This is a genomic window from Pedococcus ginsenosidimutans, assembly GCF_039544395.1.
GTDB lineage: Bacteria > Actinomycetota > Actinomycetes > Actinomycetales > Dermatophilaceae > Pedococcus > Pedococcus ginsenosidimutans.
Genome location: NZ_BAABLO010000001.1, coordinates 41,051 through 57,582 on the forward strand (window position 1 = coordinate 41,051; position 16,532 = coordinate 57,582).

General features: G+C 69.1%; 24 protein-coding genes and 1 pseudogene. 1 reads left to right on the forward strand and 24 read right to left on the reverse strand.

Features of this window, described 5'->3' with window-relative positions; all coding sequences use genetic code 11:
- Positions 1–191 precede the first annotated feature (191 nt).
- From rplO to ABEA42_RS00325, 23 genes and pseudogenes are all read right to left on the reverse strand, one after another.
- Positions 192–692, reverse strand: a complete 501-nt coding sequence (rplO, locus tag ABEA42_RS00215) for a 50S ribosomal protein L15 (protein WP_345500348.1) — start codon at positions 690–692, stop codon at positions 192–194.
- Positions 693–694: 2 nt separating this feature from the next.
- Positions 695–877: a 50S ribosomal protein L30 gene (gene rpmD / locus ABEA42_RS00220; RefSeq protein ID WP_056884064.1), complete on the reverse strand. Its 183-nt coding sequence runs from the start codon at positions 875–877 to the stop codon at positions 695–697.
- The gene (rpsE, locus tag ABEA42_RS00225) at positions 874–1,521 is read right to left on the reverse strand and encodes a 30S ribosomal protein S5 (protein ID WP_345500350.1); all 648 of its coding nucleotides are present in this window, start codon (positions 1,519–1,521) and stop codon (positions 874–876) included. The genes rpmD and rpsE overlap by 4 nt, the downstream gene beginning before the upstream one ends.
- Before the next feature lie 46 nt (positions 1,522–1,567).
- Positions 1,568–1,942: a 50S ribosomal protein L18 gene (gene rplR / locus ABEA42_RS00230; protein ID WP_056883310.1), complete on the reverse strand. Its 375-nt coding sequence runs from the start codon at positions 1,940–1,942 to the stop codon at positions 1,568–1,570.
- Between the two features lie 3 nt (positions 1,943–1,945).
- The gene (gene rplF, locus ABEA42_RS00235; RefSeq protein ID WP_345500351.1) at positions 1,946–2,482 is read right to left on the reverse strand and encodes a 50S ribosomal protein L6; all 537 of its coding nucleotides are present in this window, start codon (positions 2,480–2,482) and stop codon (positions 1,946–1,948) included.
- Between the two features lie 12 nt (positions 2,483–2,494).
- A complete protein-coding gene (gene rpsH, locus ABEA42_RS00240; RefSeq protein WP_056883308.1) occupies positions 2,495–2,893 on the reverse strand; it encodes a 30S ribosomal protein S8 in 399 nt (132 codons plus the stop codon).
- Between the two features lie 97 nt (positions 2,894–2,990).
- Entirely contained in the window at positions 2,991–3,176 is a 186-nt protein-coding gene (locus tag ABEA42_RS00245) for a type Z 30S ribosomal protein S14 (protein ID WP_056883307.1), read from the reverse strand.
- A gap of 1 nt (position 3,177) precedes the next feature.
- Positions 3,178–3,744, reverse strand: a complete 567-nt coding sequence (gene rplE / locus ABEA42_RS00250; RefSeq protein WP_345500352.1) for a 50S ribosomal protein L5 — start codon at positions 3,742–3,744, stop codon at positions 3,178–3,180.
- Positions 3,745–3,749: 5 nt separating this feature from the next.
- Positions 3,750–4,100, reverse strand: coding sequence for a 50S ribosomal protein L24 (rplX, locus tag ABEA42_RS00255; protein ID WP_056883305.1), 351 nt, complete (start codon positions 4,098–4,100; stop codon positions 3,750–3,752).
- A 3-nt stretch (positions 4,101–4,103) separates the two neighbouring features.
- Positions 4,104–4,472 carry a 50S ribosomal protein L14 gene (gene rplN / locus ABEA42_RS00260; RefSeq protein ID WP_056883304.1) on the reverse strand — a complete coding sequence of 123 codons (369 nt, stop codon included), beginning with the start codon at positions 4,470–4,472 and terminating at the stop codon, positions 4,104–4,106.
- A 147-nt stretch (positions 4,473–4,619) separates the two neighbouring features.
- A complete protein-coding gene (gene rpsQ / locus ABEA42_RS00265) occupies positions 4,620–4,910 on the reverse strand; it encodes a 30S ribosomal protein S17 (RefSeq protein WP_056883303.1) in 291 nt (96 codons plus the stop codon).
- Between the two features lie 35 nt (positions 4,911–4,945).
- A pseudogene (rpmC, locus tag ABEA42_RS00270) lies at positions 4,946–5,158 on the reverse strand (50S ribosomal protein L29); the annotation flags it as partial.
- Positions 5,158–5,577 (reverse strand): 50S ribosomal protein L16, encoded by a 420-nt coding sequence (gene rplP, locus ABEA42_RS00275; protein ID WP_056883301.1) that lies wholly within the window; start codon positions 5,575–5,577, stop codon positions 5,158–5,160. The gene rplP and the pseudogene rpmC, both read right to left, overlap by 1 nt.
- 1 nt (position 5,578) lies before the next feature.
- Positions 5,579–6,409 (reverse strand): 30S ribosomal protein S3, encoded by an 831-nt coding sequence (gene rpsC / locus ABEA42_RS00280; protein ID WP_345500357.1) that lies wholly within the window; start codon positions 6,407–6,409, stop codon positions 5,579–5,581.
- A complete protein-coding gene (gene rplV / locus ABEA42_RS00285) occupies positions 6,409–6,777 on the reverse strand; it encodes a 50S ribosomal protein L22 (protein ID WP_056884063.1) in 369 nt (122 codons plus the stop codon). The genes rpsC and rplV overlap by 1 nt, the downstream gene beginning before the upstream one ends.
- 32 nt (positions 6,778–6,809) lie before the next feature.
- Positions 6,810–7,091: a 30S ribosomal protein S19 gene (gene rpsS / locus ABEA42_RS00290; protein WP_056883299.1), complete on the reverse strand. Its 282-nt coding sequence runs from the start codon at positions 7,089–7,091 to the stop codon at positions 6,810–6,812.
- Positions 7,092–7,109: 18 nt separating this feature from the next.
- A complete protein-coding gene (rplB, locus tag ABEA42_RS00295; RefSeq protein ID WP_345500359.1) occupies positions 7,110–7,946 on the reverse strand; it encodes a 50S ribosomal protein L2 in 837 nt (278 codons plus the stop codon).
- A gap of 34 nt (positions 7,947–7,980) precedes the next feature.
- Complete coding sequence (gene rplW / locus ABEA42_RS00300) at positions 7,981–8,286, reverse strand: 50S ribosomal protein L23 (RefSeq protein WP_056883297.1); 306 nt, start codon at positions 8,284–8,286, stop codon at positions 7,981–7,983.
- A complete protein-coding gene (rplD, locus tag ABEA42_RS00305) occupies positions 8,283–9,038 on the reverse strand; it encodes a 50S ribosomal protein L4, sunset domain variant (RefSeq protein ID WP_345500361.1) in 756 nt (251 codons plus the stop codon). Before rplD ends, rplW begins: the two co-directional genes overlap by 4 nt.
- A gap of 5 nt (positions 9,039–9,043) precedes the next feature.
- Positions 9,044–9,697, reverse strand: a complete 654-nt coding sequence (rplC, locus tag ABEA42_RS00310) for a 50S ribosomal protein L3 (RefSeq protein WP_345500363.1) — start codon at positions 9,695–9,697, stop codon at positions 9,044–9,046.
- A gap of 11 nt (positions 9,698–9,708) precedes the next feature.
- Positions 9,709–10,017, reverse strand: a complete 309-nt coding sequence (gene rpsJ, locus ABEA42_RS00315) for a 30S ribosomal protein S10 (protein ID WP_009775966.1) — start codon at positions 10,015–10,017, stop codon at positions 9,709–9,711.
- A 359-nt stretch (positions 10,018–10,376) separates the two neighbouring features.
- The gene (locus tag ABEA42_RS00320; protein WP_345500364.1) at positions 10,377–11,480 is read right to left on the reverse strand and encodes a YihY/virulence factor BrkB family protein; all 1,104 of its coding nucleotides are present in this window, start codon (positions 11,478–11,480) and stop codon (positions 10,377–10,379) included.
- Positions 11,481–11,591: 111 nt separating this feature from the next.
- The gene (locus ABEA42_RS00325; protein ID WP_345500365.1) at positions 11,592–13,559 is read right to left on the reverse strand and encodes a S53 family peptidase; all 1,968 of its coding nucleotides are present in this window, start codon (positions 13,557–13,559) and stop codon (positions 11,592–11,594) included.
- A gap of 234 nt (positions 13,560–13,793) precedes the next feature.
- On the opposite strand from ABEA42_RS00325, the gene ABEA42_RS00330 reads away from it, so the two are divergent.
- Positions 13,794–15,083, forward strand: a complete 1,290-nt coding sequence (locus ABEA42_RS00330; RefSeq protein WP_345500366.1) for an alpha-hydroxy-acid oxidizing protein — start codon at positions 13,794–13,796, stop codon at positions 15,081–15,083.
- A 149-nt stretch (positions 15,084–15,232) separates the two neighbouring features.
- Here ABEA42_RS00330 and tuf read toward each other — a convergent pair whose 3' ends face one another.
- Complete coding sequence (gene tuf, locus ABEA42_RS00335) at positions 15,233–16,429, reverse strand: elongation factor Tu (protein ID WP_345500367.1); 1,197 nt, start codon at positions 16,427–16,429, stop codon at positions 15,233–15,235.
- Positions 16,430–16,532 lie beyond the last annotated feature (103 nt).

Here is a 16,532-nt window from a genome sequence, read left to right on the forward strand (position 1 = left end):
TGGATGACGCGGGCGCAACGGCCACGCGGTGGGACGGTCAGGCAATCCTAGGCACGATACCCCGCGGACAGTGCAGGGCATCACCCAACACGACCCCGGACGGGGTGTGGGGGACGATCAGGACAAACAGGTATGCCGCGGGCTCACCTTGAGCGGTGAGACCCGCGGCATACCGTGGAACGTGGTGGTGCTCAGGCGGAGGTGACCGAGCCGCCAGCGGCCTCGATCTTCTCCTTGGCGGACGCCGAGAACTTGTCAGCGGTCACGTTGACCTTGACGCTGATCTCGCCGTCGCCGAGCACCTTGACCGGCGCGCTGTCGCGAACCGCACCCTTGGCCACGAGGTCGTCGACGGTCACGTCGCCGCCCTGCGGGTAGAGCGCGGAGAGCTTGTCCAGGTTGACGACCTGGTACTCCACCTTGAACGGGTTCTTGAAGCCGCGGAGCTTGGGCAGCCGCATGTGCAGCGGCATGGCGCCACCCTCGAAGCGCTCGGGCACCTGGTAGCGGGCCTTGGTGCCCTTGGTGCCACGACCGGCGGTCTTGCCCTTGGAGCCCTCACCGCGACCCACGCGGGTCTTGGCGGTCTTGGCACCCGGGGCGGGACGCAGGTGGTGCAGCTTGAGAGCGGTGCCCTCGACGGACTTCTCCGACTTCGCAGCAGCGGCCTTGGTGGCCTTCTTCTCTGCCATGGTCAGTCAACCTCCTCGACGGTCACCAGGTGGGTCACCGTCTTGACCATCCCGCGGATCTCGGGACGGTCCTCCTTGACGACGACGTCGCCAATGCGCTTCAGACCGAGGCTGCGCAGCGTGTCACGCTGGTTCTGCTTGCCGCCGATCTCGGAACGGGTCTGGGTCACCTTGAGACGCATCAGGCACCTGCCTTGGCGGCCTCGCGGCCAGCAGCCTGGGCGCGCAGCATGGCGGCCGGGGCGACCTGGTCCACGGGGAGCCCACGGCGCGCGGCCACGGCCTCGGGACGCTCGAGGCCCTTAAGGGCCGCGACCGTCGCGTGGACGATGTTGATCGCGTTGTCCGAGCCGAGCGACTTGCTCAGCACGTCGTGGATGCCGGCGCACTCGAGCACCGCACGCACCGGGCCACCGGCGATGACACCGGTACCGGGGGCGGCGGGACGCAGCATGACGACACCCGCGGCGGCCTCACCCTGCACGGGGTGCGGGATGGTGCCCTGGATGCGCGGGACCTTGAAGAACTCCTTCTTGGCCTCCTCGACACCCTTGGCGATCGCGGCGGGGACTTCCTTGGCCTTGCCGTAGCCGACACCGACGGTGCCGTCGCCGTCGCCCACGACCACGAGGGCGGTGAAGCTGAAGCGGCGGCCACCCTTGACGACCTTGGCGACGCGGTTGATGGTCACCACGCGCTCGACGTAGGCGCTCTTCTCGGCCTGGTCGCGGCCACCGTCACGACGGTTGTCGCGGCGGTCGCGGCGGTCGCCACGCTCGCCTCCGGCGGCGCCAGCGGCTCCAGTGCCTCGACGCTGGGGTCCGGGCATCAGACGTTCCTCATCTCAGTAACAGTCGAGTTCATTGCGGTGCCGGTCACAGGGACAGCCCACCCTCGCGGGCGCCCTCGGCGATGGCCGCGACGCGACCGTGGTAGCGGTTGCCCCCACGGTCGAAGACGACGGCCTCGATGCCGGCGCTCTTGGCACGCTCGGCGAGCAGCTCGCCCACCTTGCGGGCCTTGGCGGTCTTGTCACCCTCGAAGGTGCGCAGGTCCGCCTCCATGGTGGAGGCCGAGGCCACGGTCTTGCCGACCGTGTCGTCGACGACCTGGACGAAGACGTGGCGCGAGGAGCGCGAGACGACCATGCGGGGACGCACGGCGGTGCCGGTCACCTTCTTGCGCAGGCGCAGGTGGCGGCGGCCGCGTGCGGCGGACTTGCCCTTGGCGCGCTTGACGATCATTGCCATGACTTACTTACCGGCCTTTCCGACCTTGCGACGGATGTGCTCGCCCGCGTAGCGCACGCCCTTGCCCTTGTACGGGTCGGGCTTGCGCAGCTTGCGGATGTTCGCGGCAACCTCGCCGACCAGCTGCTTGTCGATGCCCTGCACCGCGAAGCGGGTCGGGTTCTCGACGGCGAAGGAGATGCCCTCGGGGGCCTCGACGGTGATCGGGTGGCTGTAGCCGAGCGCGAACTCGAGGTTCCCGCCCTTGTTGGCCACGCGGTAACCCGTGCCGTGGATCTCCATCTTCTTCTCGTAGCCCTCGGTGACACCGAGGACCATGTTGTTGATGAGCGAGCGGGTCAGGCCGTGCAGGGCACGGGACTGGCGCTCGTCGTTGGGCCGCTTGACCTCGAGGCCCTCGTCACCCTTCTCAACGGTGATCGGCTCGGCCACCACGTGGCTGAGCTCGCCCTTGGGGCCCTTCACCTTGACGGCGCGGCCGTCGATGGTGACGTCGACACCGCTGGGGATGGAGACCGGGAGTCGTCCAATACGCGACATGTCGAATACCCCTTACCAGACGTAGGCGAGGACTTCCCCGCCCACACCCTTGGAAGCCGCCTGGCGGTCCGTGAGGAGCCCAGACGAGGTGGAAATGATGGCCACACCGAGACCGCCGAGAACCTTGGGAAGGTTCGTCGACTTGGCGTAGACGCGAAGACCGGGCTTGGACACGCGCCGCACACCAGCGATGGAACGCTCGCGGTTGGGGCCGTACTTCAGCTCGATCGTCAGCGTCTTGCCGACCTCGGCGTCCTCGACCTTCCAGGAGGCGATGTAGCCCTCGGCCTGGAGGATCTCGGCGATGTGGGACTTCAGCTTGGAAAACGGCATGGAGACTGCGTCGTGGTGCGCCGAGTTGGCGTTCCGGACGCGGGTCAACATGTCCGCAATCGGGTCAGTCATGGTCATGGGCTTCTCCGGCCCTCTCTCACCGCGGTTTCACTGCGCTGTGCGCTGCGACCTGCGATGTAGAACGAAATCAATGGGTGGGGTGGTGCTGAGCTTCTTACCAGGAGCTCTTGGTGACGCCGGGCAGCTCGCCGCGGTGGGCCATCTCGCGAAGGCACACACGGCACAGCCCGAACTTGCGGTAGACCGAGTGCGGTCGGCCGCAGCGCTGGCAACGGGTGTAGCCACGCACCTTGAACTTCGGCTTCTTGTTGGCCTTGTTGACCAGGGCGGTCTTCGCCATGTCAGTTCTCCTTGAAGGGGAAGCCGAGCGCCTTGAGCAGAGCACGGCCCTCGTCGTCGTTGGTGGCGGTGGTCACCACAGTGATGTCCATGCCACGCACGCGGTCGATGCGGTCCTGGTCGATCTCGTGGAACATCGACTGCTCGGTCAGGCCGAACGTGTAGTTGCCCTTGCCGTCGAACTGCTTGGGCGACAGGCCGCGGAAGTCGCGGATGCGGGGAAGCGCCGTCGACACGAGGCGGTCGAGGAACTCCCACATGCGGTCGCCACGGAGCGTGGTGTGCGCACCGATCGGCATGCCCTCGCGCAGTTTGAACTGCGCGATGGACTTGCGGGCCTTGGTGACCAGCGGCTTCTGACCGGTGATGGCGGACAGGTCGCGGATCGCGCCCTCGATGAGCTTGGCGTCCTTGGCGGCGTCGCCGACACCCATGTTCACGACGACCTTGACGACGCCGGGAACCTGCATGACGTTGGCGTGGCCGAACTGCTGCTGCAGCTGGCCCTTGATCTCCTCGGCGTACCGCTGCTTGAGGCGGGGCACCTGGGTGGTTGCGGTCTCGGTCATGTCTGTCACAGGTCCTTGCCCGAGCGCACCGCAACGCGGGTGCGGACGGCCTTGTCACGGCCGTTGCGCTCGACGGTCTCGACGCGGGTCTTGACCCGGGTCGGCTTCTTCTCGGTCGGGTCGACGATCGCCACGTTGCTCACGTGGATCGCGGCCTCCTGGACGACCAGGCCACCGGTGCGGGTGCCACGGGCGGACTGGCCGGCCTTGGTGTGGCGGGTCACGCGGTTGACACCCTCGACCAGCACGCGCTGGGTCTCCGGGTACACGGCGATGACCTTGCCCTGCTTGGCCTTGTCCTTGCCCGTGAGGACCTGGACGAGGTCGCCCTTCTTGATCTTCATCTTTGCAGCCATGGCTCAGAGCACCTCCGGCGCCAGCGAGATGATCTTCATGAACTTCTTCTCACGCAGCTCGCGGCCCACGGGGCCGAAGATGCGGGTGCCACGGGGGTCCCCGTCGCCCTTGAGGATGACGGCGGCGTTCTCGTCGAACTTGATGTAGCTGCCGTCGGAGCGACGACGCTCCTTCGTGGTGCGCACGATGACTGCCTTGACGACGTCGCCCTTCTTGACGTTGCCGCCCGGGATGGCGTCCTTGACGGCGGCGACGATCACGTCACCGATGCCGGCGTAACGACGACCGGAACCACCGAGAACACGGATGCAAAGGATCTCCTTGGCACCAGTGTTGTCGGCGACACGCAGTCGCGACTCCTGCTGGATCACTGTCTAACTCCTGTCGTCGAGCTGGTTCTCACTCGCGGTGAGCCTTGCCGAACTGTGGGTGGTCTGTTGCCGCTCCCCCGCGGTATACCGGCTCGGGGCCGGTACGCCGCGGTGGCGGCGGATGCTGGGTGGTGCAGGCCTGGAGGACTACTTGGCCTTCTCGAGGATCTCCACCACGCGCCAGCGCTTGGTGGCCGACAGCGGACGGGTCTCCATGATCGAGACGCGGTCGCCGATGCCGGCAGCGTTGTTCTCGTCGTGGGCCTTGACCTTGCTCGAGCGCCGCAGGACCTTGCCGTAGAGCGCGTGCTTGACGCGGTCCTCGACCTCGACCACGACGGTCTTGTCCATCTTGTCGCTGACCACGTAACCCTGGCGGGTCTTGCGGTAGTTGCGGTCCTGCGCCGTCACGGCCTCATCCTTGTCGTTCTTGCTCATGCCGACTTCTCCGTGCTCTGCGGGGTGGCCCCACCGATGCCGAGCTCACGCTCACGCAGCTCGGTGTAGATGCGTGCGATGTCCTTGCGGACCGCGCGCAGCCGGCCGTGGTTGTCCAGCTGGCCGGTGGCCGACTGGAACCGGAGGTTGAAAAGCTCCTCCTTGGCCTTGCGCAGCTCGTCGACGAGACGCTCGTCGTCGAGTCCACGCAGGTTCTCGGACGTCAGGTCCTTGGATCCGACTGCCATCAGATGTCACCACCCTCACGCCGAACGAAGCGGCACTTCATGGGGAGCTTGTGCATCGCCAGACGCATCGCCTCGCGGGCGACCTCTTCGGACACACCGGAGACCTCGAACATCACGCGACCAGGCTTGATGTTGGCGATCCACCACTCGGGGGAACCCTTACCGGAACCCATGCGGGTCTCGGCGGGCTTCTTGGTCAGCGGGCGGTCGGGGTAGATGTTGATCCACACCTTTCCACCACGCTTCATGTAACGCGTCATCGCGATACGAGCGGACTCGATCTGGCGGTTGGTGACGTAGGCGGGCTCGAGGGCCTGGATGCCGTAGTCGCCGAACGCGATCTTCGTGCCACCCTTTGCAGCGCCCGAGCGACCCGGGTGGTGCTGCTTGCGGTGCTTGACTCGACGAGGAATCAACATGTCAGGACTGCTCTCCCTCAGTGCTGGCAGCGGCAGCCGGGGCCTGGGCCTCGGTGGCGGGCGCTGCGGCAGCGGTCTCGGTGGCGGTGCCCTCCGGACGCTCGCGACGAGCGCGGGCCGGACGGTCGGCGCCGTCGCGACGCGGGCCACGGCTCGGGCGCGGCGCAGCAGCCTGCTGCTGGGCCAGCTCACGAGCGGTGACGTCGCCCTTGTAGATCCACACCTTGACGCCGATGCGGCCGAAGGTGGTGCGGGCCTCGTAGAAGCCGTAGTCGATCTGCGCACGCAGGGTGTGCAGCGGGACGCGACCCTCACGGTAGAACTCCGTGCGGGACATCTCCGCGCCGCCGAGGCGGCCGGAGACCTGGACACGGATGCCCTTGGCGCCGGCGCGGGTGGCGGACTGCATGCCCTTGCGCATCGCGCGACGGAACGACACACGAGCAGACAGCTGCTCGGCGATGCCCTGGGCGACGAGCTGGGAGTCGACCTCGGGGTTCTTGACCTCGAGGATGTTCAGCTGCACCTGCTTGCCCGTGAGCTTCTCGAGCTCGCCACGGATGCGGTCGGCCTCGGCGCCACGGCGACCGATGACGATGCCCGGACGCGCGGTGTGGATGTCCACGCGGACGCGGTCACGGGTGCGCTCGATCTCGACGCGGGAGATGCCGGCCCGCTCCATGCCCTCGGACATGAGCTTGCGGATGGCGACGTCTTCCTTGACGTAGTCGCGGTAACGCTGCCCCTCCTTGGTGGAGTCAGCGAACCAGCGGCTCTTGTGCTCGGTGGTGATGCCGAGGCGGAAGCCGTGCGGGTTGACCTTCTGGCCCATTAGCGGGTGCCTCCCTTGGGGGTCTTCGGCGTGACGACCACGGTGATGTGGCTGGTCCGCTTGTTGATGCGGGCCGCGCGGCCCTGGGCACGCGGGCGGAACCGCTTCATCGTCGGGCCCTCGTCGACGTAGGCGGCGCTGATGACGAGGTTGCGCTCGTCGAACGCCTCCGACGCCTTGTCAGCCTTGACCCGGGCGTTGGCGATGGCGCTCTCGAGCACCTTCTGGATCGGGTCGGACGCCGACTGCGGGGCGAACCGCAGCGTCGCGACGGCCTCGACGGCCTGCTTGCCGCGGATGAGGTCGATGATGCGACGCGCCTTCTGGGGCGTGACGCGGACGTGCCGCGCGCTCGCCTTGGCTTCCATCACGTTGTCCTTGTTCTCGGTGGGGGCGGCCATCAGCGACGACGCCCCTTCTTGTCTTCCTTCACGTGACCCTTGAACGTGCGGGTCGGCGCGAACTCGCCGAGCTTGTGGCCGACCATCGACTCGGTGACGAACACCGGGACGTGCTTGCGGCCGTCGTGCACGGCAAAGGTGTGACCGAGCATGTCGGGGCTGATGACCGACCGACGCGACCAGGTCTTGATGACTGTCTTGGTGCCCGCTTCGTTCTGGACGTCGACCTTCTTCTGAAGGTGGTCGTCGATGAAGGGGCCCTTCTTCAAGCTACGAGGCATGGTTCTTCAGGCTCCTTCTCAGCGCTTCTTGCCAGTACGACGGCGGCGAACGATCATCTTGTCGCTCGGCTTGCCGGGGCGGCGGGTGCGGCCCTCGGCCTGACCCCAGGGGCTGACCGGGTGGCGACCACCGGAGGTCTTGCCCTCACCACCACCGTGCGGGTGGTCGACCGGGTTCATGGCGACACCACGGACGGTCGGGCGCTTGCCCTTCCAGCGCATGCGGCCGGCCTTGCCCCAGTTGATGTTGGACTGCTCGGCGTTGCCCACCTCGCCGACCGTGGCGCGGCAGCGCAGGTCGACGTTGCGGATCTCGCCGGACGGCATGCGCAGCTGCGCGTAGGGGCCGTCCTTGGCGACGAGCTGCACACGCACACCCGCCGAACGGGCGATCTTCGCGCCGCCACCGGGCTTGAGCTCGACGGCGTGGATGACCGTACCGGTCGGGATGTTGCGCAGCGGCAGGCTGTTGCCGGGCTTGATGTCGGCACCGGCGCCGTTCTCGATGTTGGCGCCCTGCTCCAGACCACGGGGGGCCAGGATGTAGCGCTTCTCACCGTCGGCGTAGTGCAGGAGGGCGATGCGTGCGGTGCGGTTGGGGTCGTACTCGATGTGAGCGACCTTGGCCGGCACGCCGTCCTTGTCGTGGCGACGGAAGTCGATGACGCGGTAGGCGCGCTTGTGACCCCCACCGATGTGGCGGGTCGTGATGCGGCCGTTGCTGTTGCGTCCACCGGACTTCGTCAGTGGACGGACCAGCGACTTCTCCGGAGTGGAGCGCGTGACCTCGACGAAGTCGGCAACGCTGGAGCCTCGACGCCCAGGCGTCGTCGGCTTGTACTTGCGGATACCCATGTTCTAAGTCCCTAACGTCTCTTCAGCGTCCTGGTCAGGCGCCGGCACCGAAGATGTCGATCGAGCCCTCGCGGAGGGTGACGATCGCACGCTTGGTGTCCTTGCGCTTGCCGATGCCGAACCGCGTGCGACGGGTCTTGCCGACACGGTTGAGGGTGTGCACGGAGTCGACCTTGACACCGAAGACACGCTCAACGGCGATCTTGATCTCGGTCTTGTTGGCCCGCGGGTCGACGATGAAGGTGTACTTGCCCTGGTCGAGCAGCGAGTACGACTTCTCCGAGACGACCGGAGCGATCAGGATGTCGCGGGGGTCCTTGCCTGCAGCGAGCGTGCTCACTTGCTCTCCTCCTCATCCGCGGTCTCGGCCTTGGCAGCCTTCGCGGGCTTGTCGGCCTTGGCAGCCGCGGGCTTCTTCGCAGCAGCCTTCTTCGCGGGCTTCTCGGCCGCGGCCTCGGTCACCTCGACCTCGACCTCGACGACGCCACCGACGGGCTGGGCACCGGACACGAACGCGTCCAGGGCGGCCTTGGTGAAGACGACGTCGTCGGACATCAGCACGTCGTAGGTGTTGAGCTGGTCGGCAGCCAGGACGTGGACGCCCTCGAGGTTGCGCACCGACTTCAGCGACACCAGGTCGCTGCGGTCGAGCACCACGAGCACGTTGGTCCGGGTGGTGAGGCCGGCCAGCAGCGCGGCGGCGTCCTTGGTGGACGGCGCGTCGGCCGTGACCAGGGAGTCGACCACGTGGACGCGGTCGTGACGGGCCCGGTCGGACAGGGCGCCACGCAGGGCGGCGGCCTTCATCTTCTTGGGGGTCCGCTGCGAGTAGTCACGCGGCTGCGGGCCGTGGACGACGCCACCGCCGGCGAACTGCGGCGCGCGGGTCGAGCCCTGGCGGGCGCGGCCGGTGCCCTTCTGGCGGTAGGGCTTGCGCCCACCGCCGCGGACCTCGCCGCGGGTCTTGGTGGAGTGCGTGCCCTGGCGCGCGGCAGCCATCTGCGCCACGACGACCTGGTGGATCAGCGGCACGTTGACCTGGACGTCGAAGATCTCGGCGGGCAGGTCAGCAGCGACGGTCTTGGTAGCCATAGGGGTCAGGCTCCCTTCGCGGCCGTGCGGACGAGGACGGTGCCGCCGCGGGGGCCGGGAACGGCACCCTTGACGAGCAGCAGGCCGCGCTCGACGTCCACGGCGTGGATCGTGAGGTTCTGGGTGGTCTGGCGCACGCCGCCCATGCGGCCGGCCATGCGCATGCCCTTGAAGACGCGACCCGGGGTGGCGCAGCCACCGATCGAGCCCGGCTTGCGGTGGTTCTTGTGCGCACCGTGGGAGGAGCTGACGCCGTGGAAGCCGTGACGCTTCATGACGCCGGCGAAGCCCTTGCCCTTGGTGGTGCCGGTGACGTCGATGTCCTGGCCGGCCTCGAAGGTCTCCACCGTGATCTCCTGGCCGAGCGAGTACTCGGCGGCGTCAGCGGTACGGAGCTCGACGAGGTGGCGACGCGGGGTCACGCCGGCCTTCTCGAAGTGCCCGGTGAGGGGCTTGGTCACCTTGCGCGGGTCGATGGCGCCGAACGCGATCTGGACGGCGTCGTAGCCGTCCTTCGCGGCGTCGCGCACCTGCGTGACGACGCAGGGGCCCGCCTCGATGACGGTGACGGGGACGAGCCGGTTGTCGGCGTCCCACACCTGGGTCATGCCGAGCTTCTTGCCCAGCACGCCCTTCACGGTCTTGGTAGCAGTGGTCATTGTCGCCAGCCTCAGAGCTTGATCTCGATGTTGACGTCAGCCGGCAGGTCGAGGCGCATCAGCGAGTCGACGGCCTTCGGCGTCGGGTCGATGATGTCGATCAAGCGCTTGTGGGTGCGCATCTCGAAGTGCTCGCGGCTGTCCTTGTACTTGTGGGGCGAACGGATGACCACGAAGACGTTCTTCTCCGTGGGCAGCGGCACGGGGCCGACCACCGTCGCGCCAGCACGGGTCACCGTGTCGACAATCTTGCGCGCCGAGTTGTCGATGACCTCGTGGTCATACGACTTCAAGCGGATGCGGATCTTCTGTCCCGCCATCTCCGTTACGTCTCTCTCTCGCCGAACATCTAGCTTGTGGCCGACCCTGTGGGCTTCTCCGACCCCCGCGGTCGGGTGTGTCGCACCCGCTTCGCGGCCCGACGACATGCGCTCTCACGCAGTGGTCGTACGGATCGGTTCAGTCCGGCAGAGCCGGGGCTTGCGCTTCCCTGGAGTGTCGCCCCGAGCGCAGCGGCTCGGTTCGAGGTGTGTCACCGGGGGTGGCGGCGTCGACATGGGTCAACGGCGCGCGTCAAGCAACCGGTCCAGTGTGCCAGAGGCCCCCGCGACCTACCAAATCGCGGTCGGGGCGCACGGCATCCCCGCGCGCGTGGCGCGTCGCGGGCGGCGTACGGACCTCAGGCGTCGTCGCGGTCGCCCGGTCGGCCCGGGTCGGCCGGTCCTCCACCGCGGCGCACGGACTCCTCGCGGAGCTCGCGCCCCCGCTCCTCGTGCTCGCGCAGCTTGCGGGCCGCCTTGTCCGAGACCCTGGTGTCCCGCGGCGGCAGCTGCAGGGTGCGCTCGGCCTCGATGCCTGCGACGAGCTCCCGCGAGCGCTCGAGCTCGGAGTCCACCTCGGCGCCGAACAACAGCGCCAGGTTGGTCAGCCAGAGCCACAGCAGGAACACGACGACCCCGGCCAGCGACCCGTAGGTCTTGTCGTAGGAGCCGAAGCCGGCGACGTAGAAGCCGAAGGCCGCCGACGCCAGGACCCACACGACGATGGCTATGGCCGCACCCACGCTCATCCACCGGAACCGGGGCTGTCGGACGTTCGGCGTCGCGTGGTAGAGCATGGCCACGAGGACCACGACGATGGCCAGCATCACCGGCCACTTGGCGATGTTCCAGGCGGTGACCGCTCCGTCGCCGAGACCGATGGTGTCCCCCAGCGACCTCGCGACCGGACCGCTCACCACCAGGCCCACGAGCACCAGGGCGACGGCGACGACGCCGACCAGGGTGAGCAGGAGCTGCAGCGGCCGCAGCTTCCACGCGGGTCGGCCCTCGTCGACCTGGTAGACCCGGTTGAGCGCGCGCCCGAAGGCGCCGACGTAGCCCGAGGCCGACCACAGGGCACCGAGCAGCCCGAGGACGAGCGCGAGGCCGGCCGAGTGGTTCTGGGTCATCTGGGTGATGGGGCCCCGGAGCTGGTTCGCCGTGTCGCCCTGCCCCAGCGAGCGGACCAGGTCCAGCAGGGCGTTCGTCGTCGTCTCCCCCTGGCCGAACACGCCGAGCAGCGAGACCAGGGCGAGCAGCGCCGGGAACAGCGACAGCACCGAGTAGTAGGTCAGGGCCGCTGCGAGGTCGGTGCACTGGTCCCGGGAGAACTCGGCCCACGCCTTCCTGGCCGTGTAGGTCCACGACCGGGTCGGCAGGTCTCCGAGGGAGTCGGGCTTGCGGGTGTCGTCCGGCGGCGGGGCGGTCGCCGACTTCTCGGCGCTGGTGCCTGGGCTGGCCATGGTGCTCCTTCGTCTGGGGGACTCCCGTGGGAGTGCCCGCCCCGGGGTCCGCCAAACGTCCGGACAGCAGGAACCGGCCGGCGGCAGTGCCGCCGGCCGGTCCGGTGTGCGTCAGTGACGGGCGCCCAGTGCGGTGAGGAACGCCGTCCCGTGCGGGCTCCCCACGCCGGTGACGTCGTCGTACCCGGGACGGGTGAAGATGGTCCCCGTCTGGTTGAGGGTCCTCAGGGACGTCACGGTGCCGTCGGCGGCGTCGAAGCCGTTGACGAAGTCCACGCGGACGACCGCGTCAGTGACCCGGCGCCCGTGGTCGACGTCGCGGAGGGCCGAGCTGCCCGCGAGGGCGTACAGCCTCGGGTTGAGGAAGCCCAGCGAGCTCCCGTGCACCTGGTTGGCCACCGCGACCACCCCGGCGAACAGCGGCGAGGACAGCGAGGTGCCACCGATGCGGTACTCGGAGTAGCGGATGCTCCCGTCGGGGAAGGTCTGGCTCTGCCCGACGAGGAACCCGGTGTTCGGATCACCCACCATGGCGACGTCGGGCACCACCCGGTGCATCGTCCCGTCACCGAAGTAGCCCGCGAGCTGGTCCGGGACCACGCCCTTCTGGTAGGCGGGCTCCCGGTACAGGCGGCTGGTGCCGCCACCGCCGCCGTACAGGTAGGCCGGCGGGACCGGGGTCCAGGCGCCGTCGACGAGCGTCGACTTGCCCGTGCCCCAACCCTGCTCGAAGCCGTAGCCGTTGGACTTCGTCACCGCCAGGGAGGTGCCGCCCACGGCGGTGACCTTCGGGTCGGAGGCCGGCGAGTCGGTCTGACGGGTCCCGGTGTTGAGGATCTCGTCACCGTCGTCACCCGAGGAGAACACCATGGAGATGCCCTCGGCCGCGGCCTGCAGGAAGGTCTCGTGCTGGGCCACCAGGTCCGCGGCCAGCACGGCGTCGTCGGGCTCGCCGTAGGAGTTGGAGACGACCTGCGCGAGCTGGTTGTCGACGATGGTGTTGACGGCGGCGTTGATGTCGGAGTCGAGGCAGCTCCTGGCCCCCACGTAGAGGATCTTGGCGCCGGGCGCGGTGGCGTGCACCGCCTCGACGTCGAGGGTCTCCTCGCCGTACCACCCGCTGGGGCCGCACAGCTTCGCGTGGGTGAAGGACCTGGGCACGATCTGCCGGAGCTGGTCGGACCGCAGAGGGTTCCCCGGGTCGTTGCGCCGGGCGTAGGTGGCCGCGTCCTGCGCGATGTAGGCGGAGGCGTACGCGTCGACGATGGCGACCGTGCCGCCCTTGCCGTCGAGCCCTCCCGAGAGTGCGCTCTGGGTGCCATAGGCGCCCCGGACCTGGGCCGGCTTGTAGCCGCACGGTGCGTAGGGCTGCGGGTTCGTGACCAGCTGCGGCACACCGGTGGCGAGCTTCTCGCCGTAGTAGGAGGAGCAGGGCCTCCCGTTCCGGAACACCGGGTCGGGCGGGGGCAGCAGCTCGTCGGACGCGCTGGAGCTGGCACCGGCACGCTGCTCGGTGGTGTCAGGCGTCGTGTGCAGCGGCACCTGACGCTGCGAGGTGTCCAGGCCGCCCACGGCTGCCACGACCCCGGCGAGGGCCTCCGGCACCGAGTACTCGGCGGCGGGTGCGGTCACGTCGTGGCCGTCCTTGACGAAGGCATCCAGGCGGGTCGCCAGCGCCTTCTCGGTGGTCGCCGTGGACGCAGTGACCCTGATGTAGCGGTGGTTAGCGGGCACCTCGACGACGCGGAAACCGCTGGACCGCAACCAGTCCGAGACCGCGCGGACCTGCGCGTCGCTGGGGGCGAACCGGGCTCGCCACTGCGCGGCGGTGAGGTAGTGCCCGTACTGGGCGCTCGTCGGCGTCGAGACCGCGTCGGCGAGCGCCTCCGCACCGGAGGCGTCGCGCAGGTTGAGCACGAAGCTGAGGTCCTGCTGCGTCGCACCGGACAGCCGGCCGACGTGGTGGGCCCGGGACGTCCACGTGGGGGCGTGCCCGAGGACGTGCCGGCTGGGGCTGCTTCCGGCGTGCGCCAGGCCCGGGGTGGCGAGGGTCAGGGCAAGGCAGCTCGTGACTGCCAACCCTGCCTTACTCCTGGTGAGAGCTTTCATGCCGCGATGACCTCCGAGGGTGAAGAGCTACGGGGCCCGCGGAGCCGCGTCCCCCTCCCGCAGTTTCGTCCGCTTTTCCCGGGGCGCCGATGCCGGATGTCATGGGGCCACCTACGCGGAATGGAGGTTGTGCGTGCGCCAGAGCCGCACGTCGGCCGGACCGGACCGGGCCCGGCCGGCCCCGCGCGGTGACAGGATCGCGGCATGAGGATCCCAGTGGGCCCCGGGCGGGCGCGGCAGGCCGAGGTCTACCGCGCCGGCGTCCTGGGTCGCCGCCCCACCATCCCCTCCGACCTCGCCGAGCTGGAACGTCGCGCCCGGCGGGCCATGAGCCCCAAGGCGTGGGCCTACGTGGCTGGTGGCGCCGGGAACGGCGCCACCATGCGGTCCAACCGGGCGGCGTTCGAGCGACGTCAGCTGGTCCCCCGGATGGCTGCAGGCCACCGGCAGCGCGACCTGTCCACGACCCTGCTCGGCCAGCGGCTGCCCTCCCCCCTGCTGCTCGCGCCCATCGGGGCCGCGGGCCTGGTCAGACGCGGAAGCGACCTCATGGTGGCGCGGGCCGCGGCCCGGCTCGGCACGCCGTACATCGTCTCCAACCAGGGGTGCTCGCCGATGGAGGACGTGGCGCGAGCCATGGGCGGCACCCCATGGTGGTTCCAGCTGTACTGGTCGACCGACGAGGACCTCGTGGACAGCATGCTGCAGCGTGCGGAGGCCAGCGGCGCCGCAGCCGTGGTCGTCACGGTGGACACGACGATGCTCGGCTGGCGCCCCCGCGACCTCGACCTCGGGTCCCTGCCGTTCTCCCAGGGCGTCGGGATCGCGCAGTACACCTCCGACCCCCGGTTCAGGCAGATCGTCGCGGAGCGCGTGGATGTCGCAGCCGCCGCGGGGCGCGACCGCGACGTCGAGGTCACCATCGGTGCGGTGCGGTCGCTGCTGTCCATCAGCCGCGAGCACCCGGGGTCGTGGCGGGACAACCTCCGCTCGCCGGTGCCCCGGGCCGCCGTCGAGACCTTCCTCGACATCTACTCCAACCCCGGGCTCGCCTGGGACCACCTGGCCACCCTGCCCGAGCGCACCCGGCTGCCCGTCGTGGTCAAGGGGGTGCTGCACCCCGACGACGCGCGCCGCGCGGTGGACCTGGGCGCGGCCGGTGTCGTGGTGAGCAACCACGGCGGCCGCCAGGTCGACGGTGCCATCGCCTCCCTCGATGCCCTCGCAGCGGTCCGGTCCGCGGTGGGCGGGCAGACCGCGGTGGTCCTCGACAGCGGGGTGAGGTCCGGTGCAGACGTGGTCAAGGCCCTCGCCCTCGGTGCCGACGCCGTCGCCCTCGGACGGCCCTACGTGTACGGCCTCGCCCTCGACGGGCAGTCTGGGGTGCGCGACGTGGTCGCGAACGTCGTCGCCGAGCTCGACCTGACCCTGGGGCTCTGCGGGGTCGGCTCGGTGGCCGAGGTGGGGCCCGACCTGCTGGCCGACGCCGGCTGACCACGGCTGACCACGGCCCGCAGGCTCCCTCCACCGCCGGGCAACGCCTGCCGTCGGTGGACGGCCGCCGGCCGACGTCCCCCGGGCATGCAGAAGGGCCCCGCAGCCGGAGCTGCGGGGCCCTTCCGGGTGGTGCTGGGTGCGTCAGATCACTTGATGATCTTGGTGACGCGGCCGGCGCCGACGGTCCGGCCACCCTCGCGGATGGCGAACTTCAGGCCCTCTTCCATGGCGATGGGCTGGATGAGCTCGACCTTCATCTCGGTGTTGTCACCGGGCATGACCATCTCGGTGCCCTCGGGGAGGTGCACGACGCCGGTCACGTCGGTCGTCCGGAAGTAGAACTGCGGACGGTAGTTGTCGTAGAACGGCGTGTGACGGCCACCCTCGTCCTTGGACAGGATGTAGACGTTCGCGTCGAACTCGGTGTGCGGGGTGATGGAACCCGGCTTCACCACGACCTGGCCGCGCTCGACGTCCTCGCGCTTGGTGCCACGAAGGAGCAGGCCGACGTTCTCGCCAGCGCGACCCTCGTCGAGGAGCTTGCGGAACATCTCGACACCGGTGACGGTGGTCTTGGCCGGCGGCCCGGTGTGGATGCCGACGATCTCGACCTCCTCGTTGACCTTGAGGACACCGCGCTCGATGCGGCCGGTGACGACCGTGCCACGACCGGTGATCGTGAAGACGTCCTCGACGGGCATGAGGAACGGCTTGTCGATCTCGCGCTCGGGCTCCGGGATCGCGTTGTCGACGGCGTCCATGAGGTCGAGGACCGACTGGCCCCACTCCGGGTCGCCCTCGAGCGCCTTGAGCGCCGAGACCTTGACGACCGGGAGGTCGTCGCCGGGGAACTCGTAGGAGGACAGCAGCTCGCGGACCTCCATCTCGACGAGCTCGAGGATCTCCTCGTCGTCGACCATGTCGGCCTTGTTGAGCGCCACGACGATGTAGGGGACGCCGACCTGGCGGGCCAGGAGGACGTGCTCCTTCGTCTGCGGCATCGGGCCGTCGGTCGCCGCGACCACGAGGATCGCGCCGTCCATCTGCGCGGCACCCGTGATCATGTTCTTCACGTAGTCAGCGTGACCCGGGCAGTCGACGTGGGCGTAGTGACGACCCTCCGTCTGGTACTCGATGTGCGCGATCGAGATCGTGATGCCGCGCTGCTTCTCTTCCGGCGCCTTGTCGATGTCGTCGAACGCGAACTGCGGGTTCAGGTCCGGGTACTTGTCGTGCAGGACCTTGGAAATCGCAGCCGTCAGCGTCGTCTTACCGTGGTCGATGTGACCGATGGTGCCGATGTTGACGTGCGGCTTGGTCCGCTCGAACTTTGCCTTCGCCACTTGGTGTCCTCCTCAGGACTCTCTTCTTGGTGGAACGCCTTTGTGCCCAGGTGGGACGTGGCGCGCTGTGGGGGGTGGTGCTGGGGGGTCAGACCGTGCTTCG

Bases quoted from the DNA above. Each gene is read 5' to 3' on its own strand.
- rplO (WP_345500348.1), bottom strand. From the start codon at position 692: ATGGCAGAGAAGAAGGCCACCAAGGCCGCTGCTGCGAAGTCGGAGAAG.
- rpsH (WP_056883308.1), bottom strand. From the start codon at position 2,893: ATGACCATGACTGACCCGATTGCGGACATGTTGACCCGCGTCCGGAAC.
- ABEA42_RS00330 (WP_345500366.1), top strand. From the start codon at position 13,794: ATGAGGATCCCAGTGGGCCCCGGGCGGGCGCGGCAGGCCGAGGTCTAC.
- ABEA42_RS00245 (WP_056883307.1), bottom strand. From the start codon at position 3,176: ATGGCGAAGACCGCCCTGGTCAACAAGGCCAACAAGAAGCCGAAGTTC.
- rplE (WP_345500352.1), bottom strand. From the start codon at position 3,744: ATGACCGAGACCGCAACCACCCAGGTGCCCCGCCTCAAGCAGCGGTAC.
- rplC (WP_345500363.1), bottom strand. From the start codon at position 9,697: ATGACCACTGCTACCAAGACCGTGAAGGGCGTGCTGGGCAAGAAGCTC.
- rplR (WP_056883310.1), bottom strand. From the start codon at position 1,942: ATGGCAATGATCGTCAAGCGCGCCAAGGGCAAGTCCGCCGCACGCGGC.
- rpsJ (WP_009775966.1), bottom strand. From the start codon at position 10,017: ATGGCGGGACAGAAGATCCGCATCCGCTTGAAGTCGTATGACCACGAG.
- rplF (WP_345500351.1), bottom strand. From the start codon at position 2,482: ATGTCGCGTATTGGACGACTCCCGGTCTCCATCCCCAGCGGTGTCGAC.
- rplD (WP_345500361.1), bottom strand. From the start codon at position 9,038: ATGGCTACCAAGACCGTCGCTGCTGACCTGCCCGCCGAGATCTTCGAC.
- rplP (WP_056883301.1), bottom strand. From the start codon at position 5,577: ATGTTGATTCCTCGTCGAGTCAAGCACCGCAAGCAGCACCACCCGGGT.
- rpsE (WP_345500350.1), bottom strand. From the start codon at position 1,521: ATGCCCGGACCCCAGCGTCGAGGCACTGGAGCCGCTGGCGCCGCCGGA.
- rpsS (WP_056883299.1), bottom strand. From the start codon at position 7,091: ATGCCTCGTAGCTTGAAGAAGGGCCCCTTCATCGACGACCACCTTCAG.
- rplX (WP_056883305.1), bottom strand. From the start codon at position 4,100: ATGGCTGCAAAGATGAAGATCAAGAAGGGCGACCTCGTCCAGGTCCTC.
- rpsC (WP_345500357.1), bottom strand. From the start codon at position 6,409: ATGGGCCAGAAGGTCAACCCGCACGGCTTCCGCCTCGGCATCACCACC.
- rplB (WP_345500359.1), bottom strand. From the start codon at position 7,946: ATGGGTATCCGCAAGTACAAGCCGACGACGCCTGGGCGTCGAGGCTCC.
- ABEA42_RS00320 (WP_345500364.1), bottom strand. From the start codon at position 11,480: ATGGCCAGCCCAGGCACCAGCGCCGAGAAGTCGGCGACCGCCCCGCCG.
- rpsQ (WP_056883303.1), bottom strand. From the start codon at position 4,910: ATGAGCAAGAACGACAAGGATGAGGCCGTGACGGCGCAGGACCGCAAC.
- rplV (WP_056884063.1), bottom strand. From the start codon at position 6,777: ATGGAAGCCAAGGCGAGCGCGCGGCACGTCCGCGTCACGCCCCAGAAG.